At 69.0% G+C, this 24,096-nt stretch carries 20 protein-coding genes; 4 read left to right on the top strand and 16 right to left on the bottom strand.

Going from position 1 to position 24,096, the window contains the following annotated elements; translation table 11 throughout:
• Positions 1 to 61: 61 nt before the first annotated feature.
• From VG502_RS01235 to VG502_RS01225, 3 genes are all read right to left on the bottom strand, one after another.
• Entirely contained in the window at positions 62 to 733 is a 672-nt protein-coding gene (locus VG502_RS01235; RefSeq protein WP_325547934.1) for a hypothetical protein, read from the bottom strand.
• A gap of 167 nt (positions 734 to 900) precedes the next feature.
• Positions 901 to 1,512 carry a hypothetical protein gene (locus VG502_RS01230; RefSeq protein ID WP_325547932.1) on the bottom strand — a complete coding sequence of 204 codons (612 nt, stop codon included), beginning with the start codon at positions 1,510 to 1,512 and terminating at the stop codon, positions 901 to 903.
• A gap of 321 nt (positions 1,513 to 1,833) precedes the next feature.
• The gene (locus VG502_RS01225) at positions 1,834 to 2,391 is read right to left on the bottom strand and encodes a LuxR C-terminal-related transcriptional regulator (RefSeq protein WP_325547930.1); all 558 of its coding nucleotides are present in this window, start codon (positions 2,389 to 2,391) and stop codon (positions 1,834 to 1,836) included.
• A gap of 169 nt (positions 2,392 to 2,560) precedes the next feature.
• Between VG502_RS01225 and VG502_RS01220 the strand changes: the two genes are divergently transcribed.
• Positions 2,561 to 3,136: a helix-turn-helix transcriptional regulator gene (locus tag VG502_RS01220; RefSeq protein ID WP_325547928.1), complete on the top strand. Its 576-nt coding sequence runs from the start codon at positions 2,561 to 2,563 to the stop codon at positions 3,134 to 3,136.
• 43 nt (positions 3,137 to 3,179) lie between these two features.
• On the opposite strand, the gene murC is transcribed toward VG502_RS01220, so the two are convergent.
• From murC to mraZ, 10 genes are all read right to left on the bottom strand, one after another.
• Entirely contained in the window at positions 3,180 to 4,643 is a 1,464-nt protein-coding gene (murC, locus tag VG502_RS01215; protein ID WP_325547926.1) for a UDP-N-acetylmuramate--L-alanine ligase, read from the bottom strand.
• Positions 4,644 to 4,724: 81 nt separating this feature from the next.
• Positions 4,725 to 5,837: an undecaprenyldiphospho-muramoylpentapeptide beta-N-acetylglucosaminyltransferase gene (murG, locus tag VG502_RS01210; protein WP_325547924.1), complete on the bottom strand. Its 1,113-nt coding sequence runs from the start codon at positions 5,835 to 5,837 to the stop codon at positions 4,725 to 4,727.
• 22 nt (positions 5,838 to 5,859) lie between these two features.
• Positions 5,860 to 7,101 (bottom strand): putative lipid II flippase FtsW, encoded by a 1,242-nt coding sequence (ftsW, locus tag VG502_RS01205; RefSeq protein ID WP_325547922.1) that lies wholly within the window; start codon positions 7,099 to 7,101, stop codon positions 5,860 to 5,862.
• Positions 7,098 to 8,579 (bottom strand): UDP-N-acetylmuramoyl-L-alanine--D-glutamate ligase, encoded by a 1,482-nt coding sequence (murD, locus tag VG502_RS01200; protein ID WP_325547920.1) that lies wholly within the window; start codon positions 8,577 to 8,579, stop codon positions 7,098 to 7,100. The genes ftsW and murD overlap by 4 nt, the downstream gene beginning before the upstream one ends.
• Entirely contained in the window at positions 8,572 to 9,651 is a 1,080-nt protein-coding gene (mraY, locus tag VG502_RS01195) for a phospho-N-acetylmuramoyl-pentapeptide-transferase (protein ID WP_325547918.1), read from the bottom strand. The genes murD and mraY overlap by 8 nt, the downstream gene beginning before the upstream one ends.
• Positions 9,652 to 9,672: 21 nt before the next feature.
• On the bottom strand, positions 9,673 to 11,082 hold the full coding sequence (locus VG502_RS01190) for a UDP-N-acetylmuramoyl-tripeptide--D-alanyl-D-alanine ligase (RefSeq protein ID WP_325547916.1): 1,410 nt from the start codon (positions 11,080 to 11,082) through the stop codon (positions 9,673 to 9,675).
• Between the two features lie 8 nt (positions 11,083 to 11,090).
• Positions 11,091 to 12,881, bottom strand: coding sequence for a peptidoglycan D,D-transpeptidase FtsI family protein (locus VG502_RS01185; RefSeq protein ID WP_325547914.1), 1,791 nt, complete (start codon positions 12,879 to 12,881; stop codon positions 11,091 to 11,093).
• 291 nt (positions 12,882 to 13,172) lie between these two features.
• On the bottom strand, positions 13,173 to 13,886 hold the full coding sequence (ftsL, locus tag VG502_RS01180; protein ID WP_325547912.1) for a cell division protein FtsL: 714 nt from the start codon (positions 13,884 to 13,886) through the stop codon (positions 13,173 to 13,175).
• Positions 13,883 to 14,911, bottom strand: coding sequence for a 16S rRNA (cytosine(1402)-N(4))-methyltransferase RsmH (gene rsmH, locus VG502_RS01175; protein WP_325547911.1), 1,029 nt, complete (start codon positions 14,909 to 14,911; stop codon positions 13,883 to 13,885). Before rsmH ends, ftsL begins: the two co-directional genes overlap by 4 nt.
• 165 nt (positions 14,912 to 15,076) lie before the next feature.
• On the bottom strand, positions 15,077 to 15,511 hold the full coding sequence (mraZ, locus tag VG502_RS01170; RefSeq protein WP_325547909.1) for a division/cell wall cluster transcriptional repressor MraZ: 435 nt from the start codon (positions 15,509 to 15,511) through the stop codon (positions 15,077 to 15,079).
• Positions 15,512 to 15,893: 382 nt separating this feature from the next.
• Here mraZ and VG502_RS01165 point away from each other — a divergent pair, with 382 nt between their 5' ends.
• From VG502_RS01165 to VG502_RS01155, 3 genes are read left to right on the top strand one after another with little or no spacing between them, the layout of a single operon-like run.
• On the top strand, positions 15,894 to 16,907 hold the full coding sequence (locus tag VG502_RS01165; protein WP_325547908.1) for an AAA family ATPase: 1,014 nt from the start codon (positions 15,894 to 15,896) through the stop codon (positions 16,905 to 16,907).
• On the top strand, positions 16,907 to 18,175 hold the full coding sequence (locus tag VG502_RS01160) for a DUF58 domain-containing protein (protein WP_325547906.1): 1,269 nt from the start codon (positions 16,907 to 16,909) through the stop codon (positions 18,173 to 18,175). The genes VG502_RS01165 and VG502_RS01160 overlap by 1 nt, the downstream gene beginning before the upstream one ends.
• Positions 18,172 to 20,475: a transglutaminase TgpA family protein gene (locus VG502_RS01155; RefSeq protein WP_325547904.1), complete on the top strand. Its 2,304-nt coding sequence runs from the start codon at positions 18,172 to 18,174 to the stop codon at positions 20,473 to 20,475. Before VG502_RS01160 ends, VG502_RS01155 begins: the two co-directional genes overlap by 4 nt.
• Before the next feature lie 168 nt (positions 20,476 to 20,643).
• On the opposite strand, the gene VG502_RS01150 is transcribed toward VG502_RS01155, so the two are convergent.
• The 3 genes from VG502_RS01150 to metX all read right to left on the bottom strand — a co-directional run bounded on the left by VG502_RS01150 (position 20,644) and on the right by metX (position 24,063).
• On the bottom strand, positions 20,644 to 22,152 hold the full coding sequence (locus VG502_RS01150; RefSeq protein WP_325547903.1) for an RNA polymerase sigma factor: 1,509 nt from the start codon (positions 22,150 to 22,152) through the stop codon (positions 20,644 to 20,646).
• Positions 22,153 to 22,416: 264 nt separating this feature from the next.
• Positions 22,417 to 22,797: a universal stress protein gene (locus VG502_RS01145; protein ID WP_325547901.1), complete on the bottom strand. Its 381-nt coding sequence runs from the start codon at positions 22,795 to 22,797 to the stop codon at positions 22,417 to 22,419.
• Positions 22,798 to 22,896: 99 nt separating this feature from the next.
• Positions 22,897 to 24,063 carry a homoserine O-acetyltransferase MetX gene (gene metX, locus VG502_RS01140; RefSeq protein WP_325547899.1) on the bottom strand — a complete coding sequence of 389 codons (1,167 nt, stop codon included), beginning with the start codon at positions 24,061 to 24,063 and terminating at the stop codon, positions 22,897 to 22,899.
• Positions 24,064 to 24,096 lie beyond the last annotated feature (33 nt).

Genomic DNA, 24,096 nt, shown 5'->3' with positions numbered 1-24,096 from the left:
CCAGAACAAACGACGACGGGCGACCCCATTCGGGGTCGCCCGTCGTTTCAACCGGATGTGATCAGGGAAGCAGCAGACCGCTGGTCAGGTAGGAGACCGTGTTGGGCACGACTCCCTGGTTGACCGAGTAGAGGCTGCCGGTGAGCAGGTTGAAGCCGAAGCAGACCTGGCCGGGGCAGGTGACCGTCGTGCCGGGGGTGCTGCCCAGGACGTCGAGCACAACCGTGTAGCTGATGCAGAGGCTCTGCGGAACGACCGGCGCGTTGGTGAGACCCGAGAGGAGGTCGCCGTCGGGGAAGTTGACGCTCGGGAACGACGCACCGATCGTCGCCATCGCGAATGCGGCGCTCGCGGCCGTCGCGCCGGCCGAGACACCGGTCGTGCCGGTGTAGGCGGTCGTCTTGCCGGTCGCGGTCTCCTTCATGGTCAACGTTGCGTCGCCGACCGTCACCAGGGACGCCTGCAGGAGGCCGCCGCCGCTGCACTCCGGCGTCAGGAAGTTGGCGACCTCGGTGCCGGCGGTGATGTTCAGGTCTGCGGTGTTGGTGTTTGCCGCGAACACACCCGTGCTCAGCGTGACCGCCGACAGCACGGGCTTGGGGCAGCTGGCACCCGGGCAGGCGGGGGTGCTGGCGGCGCTGGCAGGCGCTGCTGCGGCGACCGCAACAACGGGCACGGACCAAGCGGCACCCTTTGCGATGGTGCGACGCGAGATCTTCTGCTGGCTTGTCATGTGATGAAATGCCTTTCAATTTTTCGATGAGGGCGGGAACCCATCGCCCCGAGAAGCGCGACCGTCCCTGTGCGTCACCGACAGTAGGGGCAGCCGGGCACTCACTCATGCGGACTAATCAAAAAGGACTATATAAACGTGAGACACCGGGGCCGATCAGGCCGGTGTCAGAGCAACCCCGCCAAGACGTACGAGCCCGATCCGTTGCCTCCGCCGCCGACCGCGTAGAGCGATAATCCGAGATCGAAGTTGAAGGTGATCGTCTGCGGGCACTGCAACTGCTTGCCGAGGATGTCCAGCAGGATCACGACGTCAAAGGAGACCGAGCTCGGCTTCACCGGCACAGGGTTCGTGAGACTGGAGTTCGGGAAGTCGATCCCCGAGAAGGTGAGTGCAGCCGTTGCAAGCGCGGTCGCAACCGTCGCACTCGCCCCGACCGCCAGGCCAACGGTCGTGGAATAGGTCTTCGTGGAGCCGTTCGAGTACTTCATCGTGAGCGTCGCCGAGTTCGCGGTGAGGACCGAGGCGTTGATCAGCCCCGTGCAACCGACCATGTTCGCGACGAACGCACCCACCGGGATGACCAGGCTTCCGACGTTCTTCTTCACCGCCGCAGTTGCGGTCACCACATTCAGGATCGGGACGCCACACTGCGGACACGTCGGATTGGTGCTGGCCGAGGCCGCGGGTGCTGCGGCAGCCGTCGCGATGACCGGCAGCGACCAGGCCGCCCCCTTCGCGACCGAGCGACGACTGACCGTTTTGTTCTCCGTACTCACAATCAAGAACCCCTTTGAGGAAGACACGCCAAACACTGGCGCTCGCCGCGCATATCGTGGCGGCCACAGCAGGAGATTACGGATATGCGCGTGACGAATTCCGCCGGTTGATCATGAAGGACTATGCATTCCCAAATACGGTCGAACAACGCACTATGGCGAGTATTACCCATTCGTAACCAACGGACTTTACCAGTCCTTTACCGGTAAAGCGTTGGTATAGTCACAAGGGACTAGAGGGCGGCCGGGAACCTGGCCGCGGACTGCGGTAACCACCGAAACGACGCGCGACAGCCCGGATCGGCGACGACGTGAAAGGGCTCAGCCGTCGAGCATGCCGCGGGCCCGCAGGTGCCGCGCCAGCTCGACGCGGTTCGCGGCGGAGCTGTTGATCTTGGCGCGGACGTTCGCCAGGTGCACCTTGAGCGTTCGCTCGCTGATGCCGAGCTCGGCCGCCACGGACGCGCGCGACGAATCGGCCAGATCCACCAGGTATGCCTGACACACCCGACGCTCCGCCGGCGTCAGCCGCACGACCGTCGGGTCGATCTGCGGCAACGACAACTCCCCCGACGCGACGCGAATAACCGCGGACACCAGGTCACGCCGTGCGCCGATGACCGAGACGTAGCCGCGCATCCCCGCGTCGACCAAACCGGCCACCGTCCCGGTGTGCAGGTAACCACCCCATGCCACCGTCGGCCGGCTCCGCACGATCTCGCGCACGGTCGCATCGTCGAGCGCGGGCAGGTCGATGACCGTCACGTGATACGCGCCCACGACCGACGCAGTGGCGTGCGCCTCCACGACCCCGAACGCCCCCGAGTCGCGCAGGGTGGCGGCGAGTGCGTCGCGATGCAGCGCGAGCGGACTGATCACTTCGATGGATGGTCCACCCGGGTCACCGTGCGCACCGGCAGGGTGGGAATTTTCTCGGCTATTCACCTCGGGCCTCCTCGCGATCGGGGAAACTGGTCGCATGGCCCCACGCAGCAGCATCTACATCGTGCACAGTAGCCCGATAGTGGCACATGCCATCGAGAAATCTTTGCAAATCGCTGGACGTCCGGTCAGCCACTCCGATTACTCGTGGATTCAGTTCATCACCAAATGGGACTTCTCCTCGGCGGTGGTGGTCGTGGACGCCTATCTGGATGATCACGTTCCCCTCTCGCTCAAGGTCCGTGCGCTGTATGACGTCGGCAGCAGCGCCATCGTGATCGGTGAGCCGGACGACCGGCTGCGTCATCGCGCCCAGCTCGAGGGCTGTCAGCAATGGATCCGTCCCGACACAGGCGCCGCCGACATCGCCCGGCAGATCTGCGAGATCGCGGACGGTGAGCGCACCCCGCGACCGGACAGCGTTGCCACCGGACCGCATTTCACCGACCGCGAGCTGCAGATCATGACGGCCTACGCCAGCCGCCGGGCGCCGACCGCGAAGGCGCTCGCGCGCAGCCTCGGCATCAGCATCGACACCGCCCGCAGCCACCTGCGTGCCGGACGCCGCAAGTACGAGAACGCCGGTGTCGAGGTCGGCTCCCGCAAGCGGCTGCAGCAGGCCCTGATCGGCGACGGCTACATGGTGGACGTCGACCGGTGGTCGGCACTGGCCAGGTGGTGAGTCGCGGGGCGCGGGTTTCGATACGCGCTCCGCAGACTCCGGGCTACTCAGGCCTGCGCCCAACCAGCTCGAGCGCGGTCAGGAGCCGCGGTCCGAGGGTCGTGATGTCGCCCGCGCCGGCGGTGATGACCAGATCGCCGGGCCGGACCCGGTCGAGCACGGCTTCCAGCGCCTCGTCGAGCGCGGGCGCGTAGACCACGTCGGCACCGGTCACCCGGTCGGCGATGAGCGCACCGGTCACGCCCGGCACCGGCGCCTCACGGGCCGGATAGACATCCAGCACAATCGCCACATCGGACAAGGACAGCGCAGCCGCGAGGCCGGTGGCGGCGTGCTGGGTGCGCGAGTAGAGGTGCGGCTGGAACACCGTGATGAGCCGGCCGCCGTCCCGCAGCCCGAGTCCGGCGCGGACCGCCGCGTCGAGCTTGTCGGGGTTGTGCGCGTAGTCGTCGATGACCCGCACTCCCCCTGCCTCACCGCGTGGCTCGAGACGGCGTGCGGACCCGGTGAACTCACCGAGGCCGGCCACCGCCTGCTCCAGCGGTATGCCGAACCCCTCGGTCATGGCGAGCGCGACGCCCGTGGCGTTCTGCAGGTTGTGCGCACCCGGCACCTTCAGCCGCAACGGCACGCTCCCACCGGACGCCGGCAGCAGCGTTGCGCTCCAGTCGAACCCGGACCCGGACTCGTCGGCCAACCGCAGATCGGCGTCGGCTGTGCGCCCGTAGGTGACGACGCGCCGGCCGAGCTCCCGGTGCCGCACCGCCAGGGCAGCAGCGCCCGGGTCATCGGCGCACGCCACGAGCAGGCCACCGTCACGGATGGTGTCGGCGAACTCGGCATACGCCTGCTGGAGGCGCTCGGAGGTGCCGTAGAAGTCCAAGTGATCGTCGCGCACACTCGTGACGATGGCGACCTGCGGGCGATAGACGACGAACGAACCGTCACTCTCGTCCGCTTCGACGACGAACGAATCCCCTTGTCCGACACCGGAGTTGGCCCCGATGCCGGCGATCGGTGCGCCCATCGCGAACGACGGGTCCGCCCCTGCCGCGCGCAGGGCGACGACCGCCATGGCGCTGGTCGTGGTCTTGCCGTTGGCACCGGCAACGGCCAGGGCGGCGCGGCCCGCCATCAGCACGCCGAGGGCCTGGGCCCGGTGCAGCACCTGCAAGCCGCGCGCACGGACCGCGGCGAGCTCCGGGTTGTCCTCCGCGATGGCCGAGGACACCACGACGACCGCGTCGTCCGGCACCAGGGCGCCACCCTCCGCGGTCTGCCCGACGCGGACGTCGGCACCGGCTGCGCGCAACTCGTCCAGCACCGGGCTGTCGTTGCGGTCCGAGCCGCTGACCGTCACGCCCGCGTCCAGCAGGAGGCGAGCGACGCCCGACATACCCGACCCGCCGATCGCGACCAGGTGCGCGGCACGGATGTCCGCGAGGGCCGGCAACGGCGCGGCGAAGTCGAAGCGATGGTTCGTGCCGTCGGGTGCGTGGGCGTTCATGGTCAAGGTCCTATGCTCGAAAACAACTGTGCGGCGCTGGGTTTCGATGCGCTTCCCCGCTACTCGACCCGTATGCGCTCTTCAACCACCGTCGTGCGCTGCCTCTTCGATCATGTCGACCAGACGTTCGTCGGCGTCACCGTGGCCCTGGCCGCGAGCGGCTTCGGACATGCGGGCCAGCTTCTGGCCGTCCTGGACCAGCGGAATCACCTGCCGCCCAAGGTAATCGACGGTGAAATCGTCATTGTCGACGAGCAGCGCACCACCGGCCGCGACCACGTCGGCGGCGTTCAGCCGCTGCTCGCCGTTGCCGACCGGAAGCGGCACGAAGACCGCCGGCAGGCCGATCGTCGAGGTCTCGCACACCATGTTGCCGCCGGAGCGGGTCACGACCAGGTCGGCGGCCGCGTAGGCGAGGTCCATGCGGTCGGCATACGGGAGCACCACGTATGCCGGGTCATTCGGGCCGGCGGTCGGCACCGTGACCTCCTTGCCCTTACCGGTGACGTGCAGCACCTGCACGCCCGCCTCACGGAACGCGGCGGCGGCCGCGGCAACCGGCTCGTTGACCCGGACGGCACCGCTGGATCCGCCGGTCACCAGCAGCGTCGGCCGGTCGCCGCGCAGTCCGAAGGTGTCCAGCGCCTCCGGGCGCAGTGCGGCGCGATCCAGGGTGGTGATCTCGCGTCGCAGCGGCATACCGGTCACCTGCGCGTGGGGCAGCTTGGTCACCGAGAACGCCGTGGCGACGTGCGTGCTGAAGCGCGAGCCGAGTTTGGTGGCCAGCCCCGCCAGCGCGTTGCCGTCGTGCACGACGATCGGAACACCGAGCTTGCGGGCGGCCAGGAAGGCCGGCGGGCTGACGTAGCCACCGAAGCCGACGACGACCTGCGCGCCGACCTCCTGCGCGATGGCGGCGGCGGCCTTGCGGGCGCCCAGGAACTTGGCCGGGAAACGCACTGCGTCGGCATTGGGCCGGCGCGGGAACGCGGCCTTGTCGATCAGTCGCAGGTCGTAGCCACGCTCCGGAACCAGCGTCTCCTCCAGGCCGCCATACGAACCGAGCACGGTGATGCGCACATCCGGGTAGCGTCGCCGCAGCGCATCCGCCGTCGCGAGCAGCGGCGAGATGTGGCCGGCGGTGCCGCCACCGGCGAGCAGGACAGACGTCAGCGGGCTTGCGGATGAGGTCATGGACGTATTGTGCCCGGCCGCGTCATCGACGACCCAGCGGCAGCACCGCCAGGGTGCGCTTGACGGCGTTGGGCCGGGCCGCGAGTGCCGACTTGCAGGTGGGTTCGTTGCGGGCGAACGAGATCAGGATGCCGAGGGCGAGAAGTGTTGTCACCAGGGCCGATCCACCCGAGGAGACCAGCGGCAGCGGCACACCGATGATCGGCAGCAGGCCGGTCACCGAGCCGATGTTGATCATCGCCTGCACGAGGATCCAGGCCATGATGCCGGCGGTGGCCAGCCGGACGAAGAAGTCCTTGCTGGTCACGATCAGCCGGTAGCAGGCGTAGCCGAGTGCGACATACAGGGCGACGACGGCCAGCGTGCCGGGCAGGCCGAGCTCCTCGCCGATGATCGCGAAGATGAAGTCGTTGTGCGCCTCCGGCAGCCAGGACCACTTCTCGCGGCTCGCGCCGAGGCCGACGCCCCACCAGCCGCCGTCGGCCATCGCGTAGAGGCCGTGGACCTTCTGGTAGCAGCCCTCGGTCTGTGCGTTGATGCAGGTGCCGAGCCAGGCGTCGAGCCGGCCGGTGCGGTTGCTGTTGGTCGCCACGAACGCGAGGGTGACCGCCGCCGCGAAGCCACCGACGATCGCGAAGAGCCGCATCCGGACACCGGCGACGAAGAGGACCGCGCCGACGATCGAGGCGAGCACCATCGTGGTACCGAGGTCGTGGCCGAGCAGGACGAGACCCAGCAGGAGCAGCGACATCGGCACGAGCGGGATCATCACGTGCCGCCACTCCGCGAGCACCTTGCGCTTGCGGGTCAGGATCATCGCGGCGACCAGGATGATCGCGATCTTGCCCGCCTCGGACGGCTGCACGCTGAAGCTGCCGAATCCGATCCAGTTGCGGTTGCCCTGAACGGTGCGTCCGAGCGGCGAGAAGACCGCCAGCTGCAGCAGCACCGCGCCGGTGAAGGCCGGCAGTGCCAGCCATTTCCACACCCGCACCGGCACCCGGCTGGCGACGAGCGCGGCGACGACACCGATGGCGGCATACATCGCCTGGTTCTTGAAGACGGTGTATGACGAACCGCTCGCCTGGTATGACGTGACGCTCGACGCCGACAGCACCATCACCAGGCCGAAGAGCAACAGCATGCCGGTGGAGCCGAGCAGCAGGTAATAGGGGGCGACCGGCGACTCCAGCCGCCGCATCAGGCTCTTGGGCTGGAAACGGGACAGGTCGAACGAGGAGTCGGTCGAGCTCGTCGAACTCATGACAGGTCCTGCACCGCAGCGGCGAAGGCGTCGCCGCGCGCGCCGTAGTTGGCGAACATGTCCATGGAGGCGGCCGCCGGTGCCAGCAGCACCACGTCACCGGGTCGGGCGAGCGACTGGGCGGCGCGGACTACCTGGGCCATGGCCCCAGTGTCGGTGCTGGCGATGTCGACGACCGGGACATCCGGCGCGTGTCGGCGCAATGCGTCGGCGAGCTGCTCCCGATCGCGGCCCAGCAGTACTGCCCCGCGCAGCCGGGGCGCCGCCGCCCGCACCAGCTCGTCGACCTCGGCGCCCTTGAGCAGGCCGCCGGCGATCCACACGATGTGGTCGTAGGCGGTGACCGAGGCCAGCGCGGCGTCGGTGTTGGTGGCCTTGGAGTCGTCGATGTAGGCGACGTCGCCGACCCGGCCGACGCTCTGCACCCGGTGCGGTTGCGGACGGTAGGCGCGCAGCCCGGCCCGCACGCCGGCCGGTGTGACGCCGTAGGCGCGCGCCAGGGCGGCCGCGGCGAGGGCGTCGGCGATGTAGTGCGGCGCCGGTGGGACACCGTCGATCGTCAGGTCCTCGATGGTCGCGAGCTCGGCGGCGCTGTTGCGGCGGTCGTCGACGAACGCCCGGTCGGCGAGCACCTCGTCGACGACGCCGACCATCGAGATCTCCGGTGTGCCGGTCGTGAATCCGATGGCGCGACAACCCTCCACGACGTCGGCGTCCATCAGCAGCTGCTCGGTGGCCGGGTCCTGCGCGTTGTAGACCGCGGCCACCTGGGTCTGCTCGAACACGCGGCCCTTGATGCGCCGGTATTCGTCATACGACCCGTGCCAATCGAGGTGGTCGGGCGCGACGTTCAGCAGGCACGAGGCGTATGGCGACAGGCTCCTCGACCAGTGGATCTGGAAGCTGGACAGCTCGACCGCGAGCACCTCGAACGGCTCCGGGTGCAGCACCGCCTCCAGGATCGGGGTGCCGACGTTGCCGGCGGCCACGGCGCGGATGCCGGCCGCCTGCAGGATCGACTCGAGCATCGTCACCGCAGTGGTCTTGCCGTTGGTGCCGGTGATGGTCAGCCAGGGCGCGGCGCCCTCGGCAGGACGCATCCGCCAGGCCAGCTCGACCTCGCCCCAGACCGGGATGCCGGCCTCGGCGGCGGCCAGCAGGAAGGGATTCGACGGCGGAACACCCGGGGAGGTCACCACCAGCTGGGTGCCCTCCGGCGGAGCGGCCGGCACGTCGTCGCCGAAAAGCACTGTGACACCGAGGGTCTGCAGGATCTGTGCCCGCTTGTCCATCGTGTCGTTGCGATCGCGGCTGACCACGGTGACGGCGGCGTCGCGCTGCATCAGCGCGTCCGCGGCGGCGAAGCCGGACAGGCCGAGGCCGACCACGAGGACCCGCAGGCCGGCCCAGTCGGCATCCCGATGGGTCAGGTTGCGCCGTCCACCGTCCGGCTCGTACGAGTCTGCGGTGTCAGACACCGCCGACGACCCACTCGGCGTAGAACAGGCCGAGGCCACCCGCGACACACAGCCCGCAGATGATCCAGAAGCGGATCGTCACGGTGACTTCGTTCCAGCCGAGCATCTCGAAGTGGTGATGGACCGGGGCGATGCGGAAGATCCGCTTGTGCCGCAGCTTGAACGACCCGACCTGCAGGATGACCGACAGGGTCTCGATGACGAAGAGGCCACCGATGATGACGACCAGCAGCTCGGTGCGGGTGGTGATCGCCAGGCCGGCCAGCGCGCCACCGAGAGCGAGCGAACCGGTGTCGCCCATGAAGATCTTCGCCGGTGAGGCGTTCCACCACAGGAAGCCGAAGCAGGCACCCATGACACACGCGGCGACGACCGCGAGATCGAGCGGGTCGCGCACGTTGTAGCACTTGGACGAGGTGACGAACTGGCAGTTCTGGTTGAACTGCCAGACGCTGATCAGCGTGTAGGCGCCGAAGACCATCACGCAGGCGCCGGTGGCCAGACCGTCGAGGCCGTCGGTGAGGTTCACGCCGTTGCTGGTGCCGGCGATCATCAGGTTGGCCCAGATCACGAAGAGGACGACGCCGAGTGCCGTGCCGCCGGCGGCGAGGTTGAACCACGTGTCGCGCACGAACGAGATGTGGTAGCTCGCCGGTGTGATGCCGCCGCGCGAGAACTTCGTCGCCAGCACCGCGAAGAGCACCGCGATCAGGGTCTGGCCGATCAGCTTCTCCGCCGACCGCAGCCCGAGGGACCGCTGCCGGGAGATCTTGATCCAGTCGTCGAGGAAGCCGACCAGGCCCAGGCCGACCATCAGGAAGACCACCAGCAACCCCGATGCGGTCGGAGCATCCCAGGTGAGCAGGTGCGCGAGGCCGTAACCGAGGACCGTGCCGGCAATGATCACGGCACCGCCCATCGTCGGGGTGCCGCGTTTGGTGTGGTGACTGGTCGGTCCGTCATCGCGGACGAATTGGCCGTAACCCTTGCGGATCACGAAGTCGATGAAGGCCCGGGTGCCGACCAGCCCGACGATGAGCGCCACGAGCGCTCCGATCAGAACGAGTTTCACCGAAGCGTCCTCTGGCCGGGCCTACGCATGCTTCGATCCATCCTCAGACAAAAACCCACCTTGTTCGACAGTGATCCGATCCCCGAGGTAACGCAGACCCGAATCACGACTGGACTTGAGAAGTATGACGTCTCCCGGCGCCAACAGTTGCATCACCATCCGGTGTGCCTCCTCCACGTCGTCGGCACGCTCGACGTGGACGCCTGCGGCCTCCGCCGCCGCGGCGATCGGCTCCGCACCCGCACCGACGGCCATGACGACCCCGATGTCGAATTCCGCGGCCGTCGCGCCCACGTCGTGGTGCGCCTGCCGGCTCAGCTCGCCGAGCTCGCGCATCTCCCCCAGCACCGCGATCGTGCGGCGCCCCTGCCCCATCCGCTGCAGCGCCGCCAGCGCAGCGCGCATCGAGTCGGGGTTGGCGTTGTAGGCGTCGTTGACCAGGGTCACGCCGCGGTCCAGCTGATGCACTTCCATCCGCCACCGGCTGACCGGTCGCGCGCCGGCAAGACCCGCCGCGATCTGCTCCGGCGCGATGCCGAGCTCACGAGCCGCGACGGCGACCGCCAGGGCGTTGCCGATCTGGTGCTCGCCGTGCAGGCCGAGGTGCACCGGCAAGCGGTCGACGCCGTCGAGTCCGGTGATCACGAAGGAGGGACGGTCCTGCTCGTCGAGCACGACATCGACCGCACGAACCTGCGCATCGTCGCCACGGCCCACCGTGACCACCCGGGCGACACTGCGGCCGGCCATCGCGACGACCCGCGGGTCGTCGGCGTTGAGCACGGCCAGCCCGGCGGTCGGCAACGCCTCGACGAGCTCGCCCTTGGTCTGCGCGATCGCCTCGACGGAGCCGAACTCACCGACGTGCGCCGTGCCGACGTTGAGCACGATGCCGATCGACGGTGGTGCGATCCGGGTGAGGTAGGTGATGTTGCCGATGTTGGTGGCGCCCATCTCGGCGACCAGGAAGCGCGTGTCGGAGGTGACCCGGCATACGGTCAACGGCACACCGACCTCGGAGTTGTAGGAGCCGACCGGAGCGACCGTCTCCCCCACGGGTGCCAGCACCTGGGCCAGCAGGTCCTTGGTGGAGGTCTTGCCGGAGCTGCCGGTGATGCCGACGATCCGCAACCGCGGCGCCTTGTCGACCACGGCGCGGGCCAGGTCGGCGAAGGCCTGCTGCACGTCGGCCACCACCACGGTGGGTATGCCGGGCAGCGCGCGCGAGCCGAGCACGCCGACCGCGCCGTTGTCGATGGCCGAGGGCGCGAAGTCGTGACCGTCGGCGTGCTCGCCGACGCGGGCGACATACAGGCTGCCGGGGGCGGCTTCCCGCGAGTCGGTGACGACGGGCCCGTCGACCAGCTGGTCGTCACCGTGCAGCGTGCCGCCGGTGACTGTGGCGATGTTTTCGAGTGTGAACGCGATCATGGTCTTTCTCAGGGCTTGCGACTGCTCGCGTCGAAGGTCAGCGGGTAGGGGGCGGCCTGCCTGCCGGTGGGCGGGATGCCTGCCTTCTGCAGCGCGTAGCGCATCACCTTCGAGAAGACCGGGCCGGCCACGTCACCACCGAATTGGCTGCCCTTGGTCGGGTGCTGCAGCGTCACGGCGACGATGTAGCGCGGATTGTCGGCCGGCGCGAAACCGATGAATGATGCCGTGACACCGTTGTACCGGCCGAGCTTGGGGTCGTAGCGGTCGGCGGTGCCGGTCTTGCCCGCGATGGAGTAGCCGTTGACCCCGGCGGCCTTCGCGGTGCCGGTCTTGGAGATCACGCCCTCCATCATCTTGGTCAGCTGGCTCGCGGTCGACTTCGCGATCACCCTCCGGGACTTACGGTTGTCCTTCGGGGCGGTGTAGTCGGTGCCGGCGACGGTATTCGCGCCGATGCCCTCGATCAGCTTGACCGGCTCCTTGACACCGCCGTTGGCGACCGTCGCGAAGACCGAGGCCTCCTGGACCGCGGTGCTTGCCAGGCCCTGGCCGAACATCACCGTGAAGCGCTGCGTGGCGCTCCAGTCCTTGTATGGCGAGAGCACGCCCTGCGACTCGCCGGGGTAGCCCAGGCCCGAGGTCTGCCCGAGGCCGAAGGCGCGCAGGTAGTGGTAGAGCGTGCCCTTGGGCAGCCTGCTGCCGGCGAGCATGGTGCCGATGTTGGACGACTGGGAGAGCACACCGGACAAGGTGAGCGGCTCGGTGCCGTGCACCTCCGCGTCGTGGAACGTCGTGCCGGCCCGGGTCAGCGTCGGGGGCACCGTCACGTGCGTGGTCGGCGTGGCCTTGTGCTGATCCAGCAGCGCCGCCATCGTGATGACCTTGCTGGTCGAACCCGGCTCGTAGGCCTGGTTGAACGGTGCCGACTGCAACTCGCTGGAGGTCGCTGCGCCGACGTTGTTGTTGTCGAAGCTCGGGTAGCTCGCGACCGCCTTGAGGTTCTGCTTGGTGTCCATGATGACCACCTCACCGGACAGCGAGCCGGACTTCTTGACGGCGTCGGCGATGGCGTTCTGGGCGTACCACTGCAGGTCGTTGTCGATCGTCAGCTTGACGTTCTCGCCGTTCTGCGCCGGGGTGTCCTGGTTGTCCCCGGTCGCGATGACGACACCGTTGGGCGACTGCTCGTAGACGTGCTTGCCGGGTGTGCCGTTGAGCACCTTCTGCTTCATCTGCTCGACGCCGCCACCGCCCTGGCCGCTGCCATCGACCCAGCCGATCAGGGGCGCCACCGAGGTGCCCTGCGGGTAGTCACGCTGCGTGCTGGTCTCGGGCAGCACACCCGGTATGCCGAGCTCGGCGATCCGCGTCCACTGGCGCGGCGTGACCTTCTTGGCGAGGTAGGTGAACCGTGAGTTCTTCTTCAGCGCCCGCTGCATCGCGGTCAGGATGGGCTGCGGCTCCACCCCGATGGCGTCGGCGATGTCGATGGCCGCGCCCGGAAGGCCGACCTTGACCACCTGCCCGTCGATGCGCTTGCGGTAGGTCTGCGTCGCGGTCGGGTCGTCGGTGACGTTGACCCGGTCGACGCTCGAGGCGAGCACGACACCGTTGGAGTCGACGATCGAGCCGCGCTGCGCGGGCAGCACGGTGGAGCGCAGTCGCGAGTCGAGCGCCCGCTGGGAGACGCCCTTGGCATCGAGCCCCTGGATGCGCAGCAGTTGCGCCGCGAAGAGACTGAAGACGATCAGCGTCGCGACCATCAGGAACCGGGCCCGGCGCCGTGGGTGTCCCACACCGAGGCCGACCGGACGACGTGGTCCGGCCGGAGGAGTCGCTGCGTGGACGCGCGGCGGCTCGTGGCGGCGCGGCGAGTGCTGCTCGGCCCGGGCGTGGGTCGTGCGGTTGGCTGCCGGGCGCTTTCTCGTGGGCCTGCTCTCACCCGACGTGCGGGAAGTCCTGCCGGATGTCCTGCCGGGTGTGTTGCCGGATGTGTTGGCGCCGCTCCCCCGAGCCGATCCGCTGGAGCGCGCGGGACGCGCTCCGGGGCGTCGGGACGTGGTCACTGTCTACCTCGCGATGATCGGCTACTGCTTGGGCTTTGCTGCGGTGTCGGACGCGCCCGCCTTGGCGGGTGTGCCGGACGATCCGGACTGTGCCGGGTTGTCCTTGGCGGCGGGCTTCTTCGCGTTCTTGGCGGGCGGCGTGGATTTGGCAGGTTTCGTGGACTTGTCCGGCGTGGACTTCTCCGGCTTGGCCTTCTCCACCTTCAAGGTCTTGGGCTTGGTCACCAGCAGGCCCGAGGAGGCCGCGCTGACAGCCGTGCCCGCAGCCCGCGAAGCGGGTGTCGACGGCAGTGTGCCCACCGTAATCGCGGAGTCCTTACCGGACCGTTTCGCCACGCCGACCACGGTGCCATCCGCCTTGCGCACATAGCGGACCTTGCTCGCCGGCTCCAGACCCATCTTCTGCGCCCGCAGCGCGAGTTGCTGTGGCGCGGACTGGGCGTCGATCTCACCGGCGAGCTGTTGCTGCTGGTCGGTGAGGGCGGCCGACTTCGCCTGCAGCTTCTCGATCGCGAAGGACTCCTGAGCGCGGTTGGTGTTGAGCAGCAACAGCGCCAGCAGGCCGCCGACCAGGAGGAAAACGCACAGGAGGACGAAGCCGACGCCGGTGTGTTCGGCGGCGTCCTGGGTCTGGACCACGCGCAGTCGCGGGGTGTTCGCCTTCGCACGGCGAGCAGGCTGTGCCGTTCGGGCGGCCCTCGCGGTAGGCCGTGGGAGCGCGGTCAGTTGGCTCATCGCCGGAGTCCCTTCGTCCTTGATTGGACCCCACGGGTTGTGGGGAGAATACGTTCGGCAGCGCGCAACCGGGCGGACGCCGCGCGCGCGTTGTCGGCAATTTCCTGCTCAGTGGGCTGCTCGCCGCCCCGGGTGAGCAATTTCAGGTAGGGCGCGTGTTCGGGCAGTTCGACCGGCAGGTCGGGCGGCGCCGTGCTCGTGGCACCGGCCGCCAGCGCACGTTTGGTGATGCGGTCCTCCAGCGAGTGGTAGGACAGCACCGCGATCCGTCCGCCCACCGCGAGCGCATCGATCGCGGCCGGCAATGCCGCCTCCCACGAGGCGAGTTCGCCGTTGACCTCGATCCGCAGCGCCTGGAAGGTGCGCTTGCCCGGGTGGCCACTGGTCCGCTGCGATGCACCCGGGATGACGCGGCGCAGCAGCTCCACGAGTCGCGCGGAGTCGGTGAACGGTTCCTGTTCGCGCTCGCGCACGATCGCCGCGGCGATCTTGCGCGCGAAACGCTCCTCGCCATACACCCGCAGGATCCGGGTGAGGTCGGCTGCTGAGTAGGTGTTGAGCACGTCGGCCGCGGTCGGGCCCGTGGTCTGGTCCATCCGCATGTCGAGCGGCGCGTCGACGCTGTAGGCGAAGCCGCGGTCGGTCTCGTCCAGTTGCAGTGACGAGACGCCGAGGTCGAAGAGGACGGCGTCGACCGAGCTGACGCCACGCTCGGCGAGCGCGTCGATCGCCTCGTCATACACCGAGTGCACCGGCTGGAAGCGGTCGCCGTATGACGCGAGCCGCTCCCCCGCCAGGCGGAGCGCGTCGGTGTCACGGTCGACGCCGTACGCGGTGGCGTGCGGGCACGCCTGCAGGATCGCCTCGGTGTGGCCGCCCATGCCGAGCGTGCCGTCGAGGAAGACGGCGCCCGGGTGGTCGAGGGCCGGTGCGAGCAGCTCGGTGATCCGCGCGGCGAGCACCGGCGTATGCCGGTCGGCTGCGCCTCGTGCGGTCACGCCCATCTCCCTCTGCGTGGTCGTCATCTGGTGTGTGGTGGTTCGTGTCTGCGGTCGTTGGTGTCTGCGGTGATTCCTGACGGTCGTTTCTGAGCCTTGGTCCCCAGCCGCTCGAACGTTCGGATCGGTGAGTCCGGCACCGGGGAAGGTGTGCCGGAATCGCCCGCCCGAGAAGCGGATGGAGGCCGAGAATCAGAACAGCCCGCCAGGAATCACCTCCTCGCCCTGGTCGGCGAAGTCGTCCTCGGTCGCTGCGAGGAAGTCGTTCCAGGCCGCGGTGTCCCACACCTCGACCCGGTTGCCGGTGCCGATCACCGTGCACTCCTTGGAGAGCCCGGCGTATTCGCGCAGCACCGCCGGAATGGTCACGCGCCCCTGCTTGTCGGGAATCTCGTCCGACGCCGCGGACAGCAGCACGCGCTGGAAGTTGCGGACCGCGCGGTTGGTGACCGGGGTGTTGCTCATCTGTGCCGTCAGTTGCTCGAAGTCGGTCATGGCGAAGACGTAGAGGCAGTGCTCCTGACCACGCGTGATGACCAGCCCCCCGGCCAGCTTGTCGCGGAACTTCGCGGGCAGTGCCAGGCGCCCCTTCTCGTCCAGCCGAGGGGTGTACGTGCCGAGAAACATTGCCCGCACCTCCCTCCCGTTACCGCGTGCTCACCAACGCGCCCCACCTTACTCCACTTCCCCCCACCTGTCGCCCCTCCACACGCCTTCCGACCCGCGATATCGAGTGTTTACGCAGGTCAGCGTGGGTGGGGTGCAGTGGGGAGGAAATGTCGACGATGCGCCGCGCAGTTCCCCGCTGTCGTCCGACGAGGGCCACGCGATCCGCGGAATTGCAACAATTCGTCCGACCGCTGCACCTCGCGACGGCGGATTTCCGCATCCCGTGGGGAGGAGTGGGGAGTGCTGGAACCGACCGCGCGCGCGTCGGCCGGTCACGATTGGGGCCGCGTCGTTGGCCGAATGAGGTGACCACCGGCCGCCCATCGGGCAGGATCGAGACATGCCCGCCACAACCCATACGGAGTCCGTCACCTCGGAGTCCGGAGCCACCCCCGGCCCGCCCGCCTCGATCGACGACGTCCGGCAGGTGGCGAGCGCCATACACCGCGCCGTGTCCTCGGTGATCGAGGGCAAGTCGGACGTCATCGAGACGGCGGTCGTGGTGTTGCTGGCCGGCGGTCACCTGTTGCTCGAGGACGTGCCCGGCACCGGCAAGACGATGCTGGCCAAGGCACTCGCGCGATCGATCGACTCACCGATGCGCCGCATCCAGTTCACCCCGGACCTGCTGCCCAGTGACGTGACCGGCGTCAGCGTCTTCAACCAGGACAGCCGCACGTTCGAGTTCCGGCGCGGCGCGATCTTCGCCAACATCGTGGTGGGCGACGAGATCAACCGCGCATCGCCCAAGACGCAGTCGGCGCTGCTGGAGTGCATGGAGGAAGGGCAGGTCACCGTCGACGGTGACACCTACCAGCTGCGCGAGCCGTTCATGGTGATGGCGACCCAGAACCCCATCGAGATGGAGGGCACCTACCCGTTGCCGGAAGCCCAGCGGGACCGCTTCATGGCACGCATCTCGATGGGTTACCCGACGGCCGCCGCCGAGCTCGAGATGCTCGACGTGCACGGCGGCCCGTCGCCCCTCGAACAACTGACACCGGTCACCGACGGCGCCACGGTCCAGCGGATGGCGCGCCGGGTGACCCAGGTCCACGCCAGCCCCGCGCTACGGCAGTACATCGTCGACATCGCCGGTGCTACCCGCGACAGCAGCGCGCTGCGGCTGGGTGCCTCGCCGCGAGCCTCGCTGCAGCTGTTGCGGGCCGCACGTGCCGTCGCCGCTCTGGCCGGCCGCGACCACGTGATACCCGAGGACGTGCAGCGACTCGTCGGACCGGTGCTGGCGCACCGCGTGATCCTGACCAGCGACAACCAGCATCTGCATCGCGGGGTCGGCGGTGTGCTGACCGAGATCGTGCGACGCGTGGCGGTTCCCTCCGGCGCCCGCTGATGTCCCGGTCGCGACGGCACACCTTCACCGGCCTGGGCCGGGGATTCGTCACGGCCGGCATCGTGCTCGGCGTCGCCGGGCTCGTCCTCGGTTTCGAGGACATCGTGCGCGTCGGCGTGCTGCTGGTCGTGCTCGCCGTGCTCGCGCTCCTCTTCGCCCGCCGGCCCGCGCCACGCATCGAGGTTCATCGCGAGGTGACACCACCGACCGCCATACCCGATGAGCGTGCGGAGGTGCGGGTGACCTTCACCAACATCGACCGCCGCTCCAGCCGGCTCTATCTCGCCGAGGAACGCATCGATTACGTCCTCGGCGACCGGCCGCGCTTCGTGGTCGCCAGGCTCGAGCCGGGCGCGACGCGCGAAGTGACGTATGTCGTGCGCAGTCACCTGCGTGGCCGCTACACGCTCGGCCCCGTCACGCTGACCCAGCGCGACCCCTTCGGGCTGACGTTCGTGACGCGGTCGGTGGAACGCACCGACGAGTTGCTCGTCCTCCCCCGGATCGTCCCGCTCGGTGCGGCGCATCCACCGGGATCCGGCGTCGGCAATGACGGCGAGACCCCGCAGATGGTGGCGTTGCACGGCGAGGAGGACGTCAGCATCCGGAACTATCACGACGGCGACGACCTGCGGAAGGTCCACTGGCCGGCGACCGCGCACCGTGGCGAGCTGATGGTCCGGCAGGAGGACCGGCCGGCCCGCCGGTCGGCCCTGGTGCTGCTGGATTCACGTGAGTCGGCGCACGGCGGCGCGGGCGCTGCGAGCTCCTTCGAGTGGGCGGTCAGTGCCGTCGCCTCGGTGCTGGTGCGGCTGGACGAGCTGGGCTACCGCACGCAACTGGTGACGCGGGAGTCACTGCACGCCACCAATGTCGACCTCATCGAGCGGACCACACCGGAGATGGTCGAGGACCTCGCGTCGGCCGCCCTCGGCACCGATCAGGACTTCACGCGGGTGCTGTCGGCGGGCCAGGAACGCACCACTGCCGGCCGGCTCATCGCTGCCGTCGTGGCTGCGGGCGTGGACGACACCGGCACCGAACTGGCCGGATTGCGCCAGCCCGGCGCCGCCGCGTTGGGCTTCGTCCTCGACAGCGCCGCCTTCGAGAACAACCACGCCGACGGGCCGAGCGAGGACGCGCTGCGCGTTCGCGACCAGTTGGCCGCTGCCGGGTGGCGCGTCGTGATCGTCGACCCGAAACTGTCGATCCTGGAAGGCTGGACGACGGTCACCAACAAGGCACTCGTGCAGGTGGGCTCGCTGTGATCGCGAGGGCACGACTCAGCGAAACCGGGCTCGCACTGCTGGGCGCGGTCGTCGCGCTCTGGCCGCTGACCACGCTGTTGCAGGGCGGTTCGTGGCTGTCGTTGCTGGTGGTGTTGTGTGCGTTCGTCGGGCTGGTCGGTGCCGGGATGCGCACGACCCGGGCGCCCGCGGGCGCCATACTCCTCGTGCAGGTGGTGGCCCTGCTCGCGGTCGTGGCGCTGCTGAACGTCCACGACCATCTGGACACGACGTTCGCGTCCGCCATACAGGACCTGGTGCGGGAGGCCGACGACACGGTGCGGCACTCGTCGGTGCCGGCACCGGTGACACCGGGCCTGCAGATGATGCTGGAGCTGATCGTTCCCGGGCTCGCCATCGGCATCGATTTCCTCGCGGTTACCAGCCGCCAGCCGGCGCTGGCCGGTGTGCCGATGATGGTCATCTACATGCTCTCGACGTCCAACACGGGCTCGGCGCTCAACCCGATCTTCTTCATCATGCTGGCCGCCGCGTGGCTGACGATGCTCGCGCACGGCAGCGGCCTACTCGTCCGCGGCTGGTCCTCGGTGCGCGCGCGGGCCTTGACGCCGACGCTGCACGAGGATCAGCTCGGACTGGCCGGATTGGCCTCCGCGGCCAGGACGCTCGGCATCGTGACGATCCTCCTGGCGCTGATCGTGCCGGCCGTGTTGCCCAGCTCCGGGCCGCATTACTTCGCCAACGGCCTCGGCCGCGGCGGCAACGGCGGCGGCGAGGGCGTCGTGGCGTTCAGCACGACCGTCAACCTGGCCAGGGACCTGCGCAGGACCGACGGCTCGCCGGTCCTCACCTTCAAGACCACCGACCTGGCTCCGCCGCCGTTGCGGGTGACCGCCGGCGGCACCTACAGCGATGGCGAATGGCACGACTTCCCCAAGGCGACCGGGCTGGTGATCAGCCCCAACGGCAAGCCATTGCCACCACCGGAGGGCGCGACCAAGAGCGACACGTCGTATGTCGAGCACATGCAGGTGAGCGACAACACGATGTCCGCGCCGAGTGTGCCGGTGCCGTTCCCGCTGGAGTCCGGCGACTTCGGCCCGACGCAATGGGGTTACTCGCCCACCACGCAACAGCCCTACGTCACCAGGGCCGTCAAGTCCTACGAGCTGGACTACCTGATCCCGCAGCGTGATGCCTACAAGGTGGGCAGGGCGGACCCGCAGAAGTTCAGCGACACGTTGCGGCTCGACCCGAAGTCGGCCGCACGGGTGCGCGCCCTGGCCACGAGTCTCGGCGGCAAGGACACGTTCGACCAGGCGGTGCGCATCCAGGACTACCTGCGGTCGGGCGAATTCACCTATTCGCTGAAGCTGGCGCCGACCCAGACGGTGGACGGCAAGAAGCTGGATCCGTTGTCGAACTTCCTGGTGACCAAGAAGGGCTATTGCACGCAGTTCGCGACCGCGATGATCATGCTCGCGCGTGCCGATGGCATCCCGGCGCGGATGGCGCTGGGCTTCCTGCCGGGTACCCCGTCGGCCAACGACACCTACACGGTGGTCCAGTCCAACGCACACGCCTGGCCGGAGCTCTACCTGCGCGGTATGGGCTGGACCCGCTTCGAGCCGACGCCCGGCAGTCACACGGGCGCCCCTCCGACATACACGACCCAGATCACGAATGGCGGTGCCGCCGGTCACGCACCGTCGCAGGCGACGAGCGCACCGACGTCGTCCTCGGCGGCGCCGTCCGCGACACCGTCCCGGACCGCCTCGACAGCACCGCAGTCGTCCACCGGCGGGCGTCATACCGACTGGGGTGGGGACCTTCTCGTGGTGCTGCTGGTGCTGGTCGTCGGTCTGCTCGGTGCGCTCGTGGTGCCGTTGCTCGCCCGCCGGCACCGTGAGTCGATCAGTGCCCGGTTGCGCGAGCACCGGCCGGTCGAAGCGCAGTGGCAGGTGCTGCAGACGCGGCTCGGCGATCTCGGCATACCGCCGCCGGAGGCGGAGTCGTCGCCGCGCGCGACCGAGCGCTACTACCGCTCGCGGGCGGCGTTGCCCCCGTCCGGCCTGGAGGCGTTGCACAGTGCGATGCAGACGCTCGAGCAGGAACGGTATGCCGCTCCCGGCACGGCAGCGACCTCGATCGACCCGCAGGCGCGGGAGGTCCTCGATGGCGTGCGCCGCCAGCAGTCCTGGACGCAGCGGCTCGGCTCGACGATCCTGCCGGCGTCCGGACGTGCGGTCCTGCGCCGAGGTGTCGGGCGTGTCATCGAGTGGCCGGCACGGGTGCTCGGCATACGACGTCGGCGCCGGTAGGAGTCGAACGAAGACAACTGACGTAACAGCCCAGATCACGCACGCGAACGACCCGCGGACGGCGAGCGGAGACGACGACCGGCATACAAGAAGGTCCCCGGCGAACTCGTTCGCCGGGGACCTTCCTGTATGCCGCGAGGAGTCGGAGCCAAAGGCTCAGCAACGAACTCAGTCGAGGTAGTCGCGCAGGACCTGCGAGCGCGACGGGTGCCGCAGCTTGCTCATCGTCTTGGACTCGATCTGGCGGATCCGCTCGCGGGTCACGCCGTAGACCTTGCCGATCTCGTCGAGGGTCTTCGGCTGGCCGTCGGTCAGGCCGAAGCGCATCGAGACGACGCCCGCCTCGCGCTCCGAGAGCGTGTCGAGGACCGAGTGCAACTGCTCCTGCAGCAGCGTGAAGCTGACGGCGTCAGCGGGCACGACGGCCTCGGAGTCCTCGATGAGGTCACCGAACTCGCTGTCGCCGTCCTCGCCGAGCGGGGTGTGCAGGGAGATCGGCTCGCGACCGTACTTCTGGACCTCGACGACCTTCTCCGGGGTCATGTCGAGCTCCTTGGCGAGCTCCTCCGGGGTGGGCTCGCGGCCCAGGTCCTGCAGCATCTGGCGCTGGACGCGGGCCAGCTTGTTGATGACCTCGACCATGTGCACCGGGATGCGGATGGTGCGCGCCTGGTCGGCCATCGCGCGGGTGATGGCCTGGCGGATCCACCAGGTGGCGTAGGTCGAGAACTTGTAACCCTTGGTGTAGTCGAACTTCTCGACCGCACGGATCAGACCGAGGTTGCCCTCCTGGATGAGGTCGAGGAAGAGCATGCCGCGACCGGTGTAGCGCTTGGCCAGTGACACGACCAGCCGCAGGTTGGCCTCGAGCAGGTGGTTCTTGGCCTTCTTGCCGTCCTGGGCGATCCACCACAGCTCGCGCTTGAGCTTCATGTCGATCTTGCCGCCGGAGTTGAGCTGCTCCTCGGCGAACAGGCCGGCCTCGATGCGCTTGGCGAGCTCGACCTCCTGTTCGGCGTTGAGGAGGGCGACCTTGCCGATCTGCTTGAGGTAGTCCTTGACCGGGTCGGCCGTCGCGCCGGCGGTGACGACCTGCTGCGCGGGTGCGTCGTCCTCGTCGTCCTGCCGGATGACGAACGCGCCGGACGCGCTCGTCTTCTCCTCCTGCTTGGGCTCCTCGACGTCCTTCGCGTCCTCCGCGGTGGGTTCGAGGATGACCTCACCGGCCTTGCGACGCCCGGCGGCCTTCTTGGTCGCCGTCTTCTTGGCCGCGGTCTTCTTGACGGGCGACGTCTCGTCCTCGACGACCTCGTCGTCGGCCTTCTGGGCAGTGGTCTTCTTCGCCGCCGCCTTCTTGGCCGACGGGGCGTCGCCCTCGTCGGCCTTCTTGGCCGCGGTCTTCTTCGCCGCCGCCTTCTGGCTGGTGCCGCGGCGGGTCGTGGTGGTCGCCACCGCACGGACGGCGTGCTCGGAGTCGAGGGTCACGGCGATGCCGTGCTCGTCCAGCGCCCGCAACACGGTCTTCATCCGGTTGGGCGCGATCTCACTGGCTTCCAGCGCAGCCTTGAGCTGCGAGCTGTCGATCGAGCCGCTCGCCTGGCCGGCTGCCATCAACTGCTGCAGAGCCGGATGCGCGAACTCCGCCGGCAATGCCGGCGCTCCGGGGGTCTTCGACACGGGGTCCACCAACTACCTTCCGAAACTGTCGGCCAGTGGTGCATGGACACCACTACGTTGCCGTCCGGGGATGACGGCTGACCGAGGTTGGGGTTTCGAAGCGACCGTTTTCCCGGGCTGGTCCGGCCCGGTCACGAGCGCTTCCACACCATTATAAAACGATTCGGGGCGCAGAACATTCCATCGGCCCCCGATCGGCAGGCCGACCACGTCTCTCCCGGCCATGAAAGTCGTTGGCGCACAAGAGAATCGGACGAGAATGGGTCACTCGGCAGGTTTCACCGCGAGCACGGGACACGCTGCGTCGAGCAGAATGCGCTGGGCATTGGCGCCCAGAATCAGCTTGCCGACCGGTGAGCGCCGGCGCAGCCCGATCACCAGCAGGTCCGCCGACTCGTCCTCGGCGATGCGCAGCAGCTCGTCGGTGGCGTCCTCACTGGGTCCCAGGGTGCGTACCTCATAGCTGACGTCCTGGTCGGCGAGTTCCTCCAACTGGGCGCGGGCGTCCGGGGTCTGGTCCTGCCCGTCGCTGTGTGCCGAGTCGAGCACGATCAGCGGCGTCTGCCGTACGGCGGCTTCGGCGGCTGCTCGCCGCAATGCGGCAGCGCCTTCCTTGGTCGGCACGTATCCCACCACGACAGCCACTGCGCGCTCACCTCTTCTGTCAGGAACACCTCGGAGCTACTCCCGACGCTACCGGACCGGCGCCGCGGGCGGGCGGTCGGCGACGTGACCCGGATCACGTCACCCGGCGACCGGCACCGCCAGTCGGTGCCGGCGGGCGTCCGCGACCGTCTCGGAGACGATGGCGGCGATCTGGTCCGTCTCGATCAGGAAGCCGTCGTGGCCGTGCCGGGAACGCATGAGCCGCACCCTGCCATGGCCGTGCGCGGCCACGATCTGCTCGGACAGTGCGACCGGGAAGAGCCGGTCGGAGTCGACCGCGGCGACGCGCAACAGGCCGGGGTAGCTGCCGAGGACATCGGTCAGGCTGCCCCGCCCGCGCGTCACGTCGTGCGTCGCCATCGCTGCGGTGAGGTGCACGTAGGACCCTGCGTCGAACCGCGCCACGAGTTTGCCGGCCTGATGGTCGAGGTAGCTCTCCACCGCGAATCGCCCGTCCGCGAGCGGGTTCTCGTCATCCTGCGGACGGATGCCGAACCGGGTGTTGAACTCGTCGGCGCTGCGGTAGGTCGCGTGTGCGATCCGGCGGGCGATGCCCAGCCCGGCGGCCGGTATGACGCCCGTGTCGTAGTAGTCGCCCCCGGCATACGCGGGGTCGGAGGTGATCGCGAGCGTCTGCGCCTGGCCCCAGGCGATCTGGTCGCCGGTGGCCTGGGCGGCGCTGGCGATGACCAGTGCGGCGTGCGTGCGGTCCGGGAAACCGGTGGCCCACTCGATGGCCCGCATGCCGCCCATCGAGCCACCGAGCACGAGGAACCATGCGTCGATGCCCAGCGCGTCCGCGACGGCCGCCTCGACCGCGACCTGGTCGCGAATCGTCGTACGCGGGAAGCGGGAGCCCCAGGGCGCACCGTCCGGTGCGGGCGAGCCGGGCCCGGTCGTGCCGCGGCAACCGCCGAGGACGTTGATCGCCACGACATACAGCTCGTCGGTGTCCAGCGGGCAGCCCGGACCGATCAGATCGGGCCACCAACCGGCGGTGGGCTGGCCGGGGCCCGCCTCTCCGTCGACGTGCGAGTCGCCGGTGAGGGCGTGTTCGACGAGTACGGCGTTGTCGGCGTTCGGGGACAGCCGGCCCCACGTCTGGAAGCTGACGATGACCTCGGGCAGGTGATCGCCGTTCTCGAGCGCCACGTCGGTCAGCCGGATGGCGCGCGCGTCGGGGTTGGCGTCCTGTGGGGGCGCGCACCACTGCGTCGTCGCTCTCGCGGTGTGTATGGCGGTCATCCGGCCCACTCCTTGCGTGCCCTTTGGGGCTCG

Source organism: Flexivirga sp., assembly GCF_035551235.1.
In the GTDB taxonomy this organism is placed as follows: domain Bacteria; phylum Actinomycetota; class Actinomycetes; order Actinomycetales; family Dermatophilaceae; genus Flexivirga.
This window is presented reverse-complemented; position numbering and strand designations above follow the sequence as displayed.

What these genes read in the sequence shown, in the direction of transcription:
- VG502_RS01235 (WP_325547934.1), bottom strand. Translation starts at nt 733, where the DNA reads ATGACAAGCCAGCAGAAGATCTCGCGTCGCACCATCGCAAAGGGTGCC.
- murC (WP_325547926.1), bottom strand. Translation starts at nt 4,643, where the DNA reads ATGAACGCCCACGCACCCGACGGCACGAACCATCGCTTCGACTTCGCC.
- murG (WP_325547924.1), bottom strand. Translation starts at nt 5,837, where the DNA reads ATGACCTCATCCGCAAGCCCGCTGACGTCTGTCCTGCTCGCCGGTGGC.
- ftsW (WP_325547922.1), bottom strand. Translation starts at nt 7,101, where the DNA reads ATGAGTTCGACGAGCTCGACCGACTCCTCGTTCGACCTGTCCCGTTTC.
- VG502_RS01190 (WP_325547916.1), bottom strand. Translation starts at nt 11,082, where the DNA reads ATGATCGCGTTCACACTCGAAAACATCGCCACAGTCACCGGCGGCACG.
- ftsL (WP_325547912.1), bottom strand. Translation starts at nt 13,886, where the DNA reads ATGAGCCAACTGACCGCGCTCCCACGGCCTACCGCGAGGGCCGCCCGA.
- rsmH (WP_325547911.1), bottom strand. Translation starts at nt 14,911, where the DNA reads ATGACGACCACGCAGAGGGAGATGGGCGTGACCGCACGAGGCGCAGCC.
- mraZ (WP_325547909.1), bottom strand. Translation starts at nt 15,511, where the DNA reads ATGTTTCTCGGCACGTACACCCCTCGGCTGGACGAGAAGGGGCGCCTG.
- VG502_RS01165 (WP_325547908.1), top strand. Translation starts at nt 15,894, where the DNA reads ATGCCCGCCACAACCCATACGGAGTCCGTCACCTCGGAGTCCGGAGCC.
- VG502_RS01160 (WP_325547906.1), top strand. Translation starts at nt 16,907, where the DNA reads ATGTCCCGGTCGCGACGGCACACCTTCACCGGCCTGGGCCGGGGATTC.
- metX (WP_325547899.1), bottom strand. Translation starts at nt 24,063, where the DNA reads ATGACCGCCATACACACCGCGAGAGCGACGACGCAGTGGTGCGCGCCC.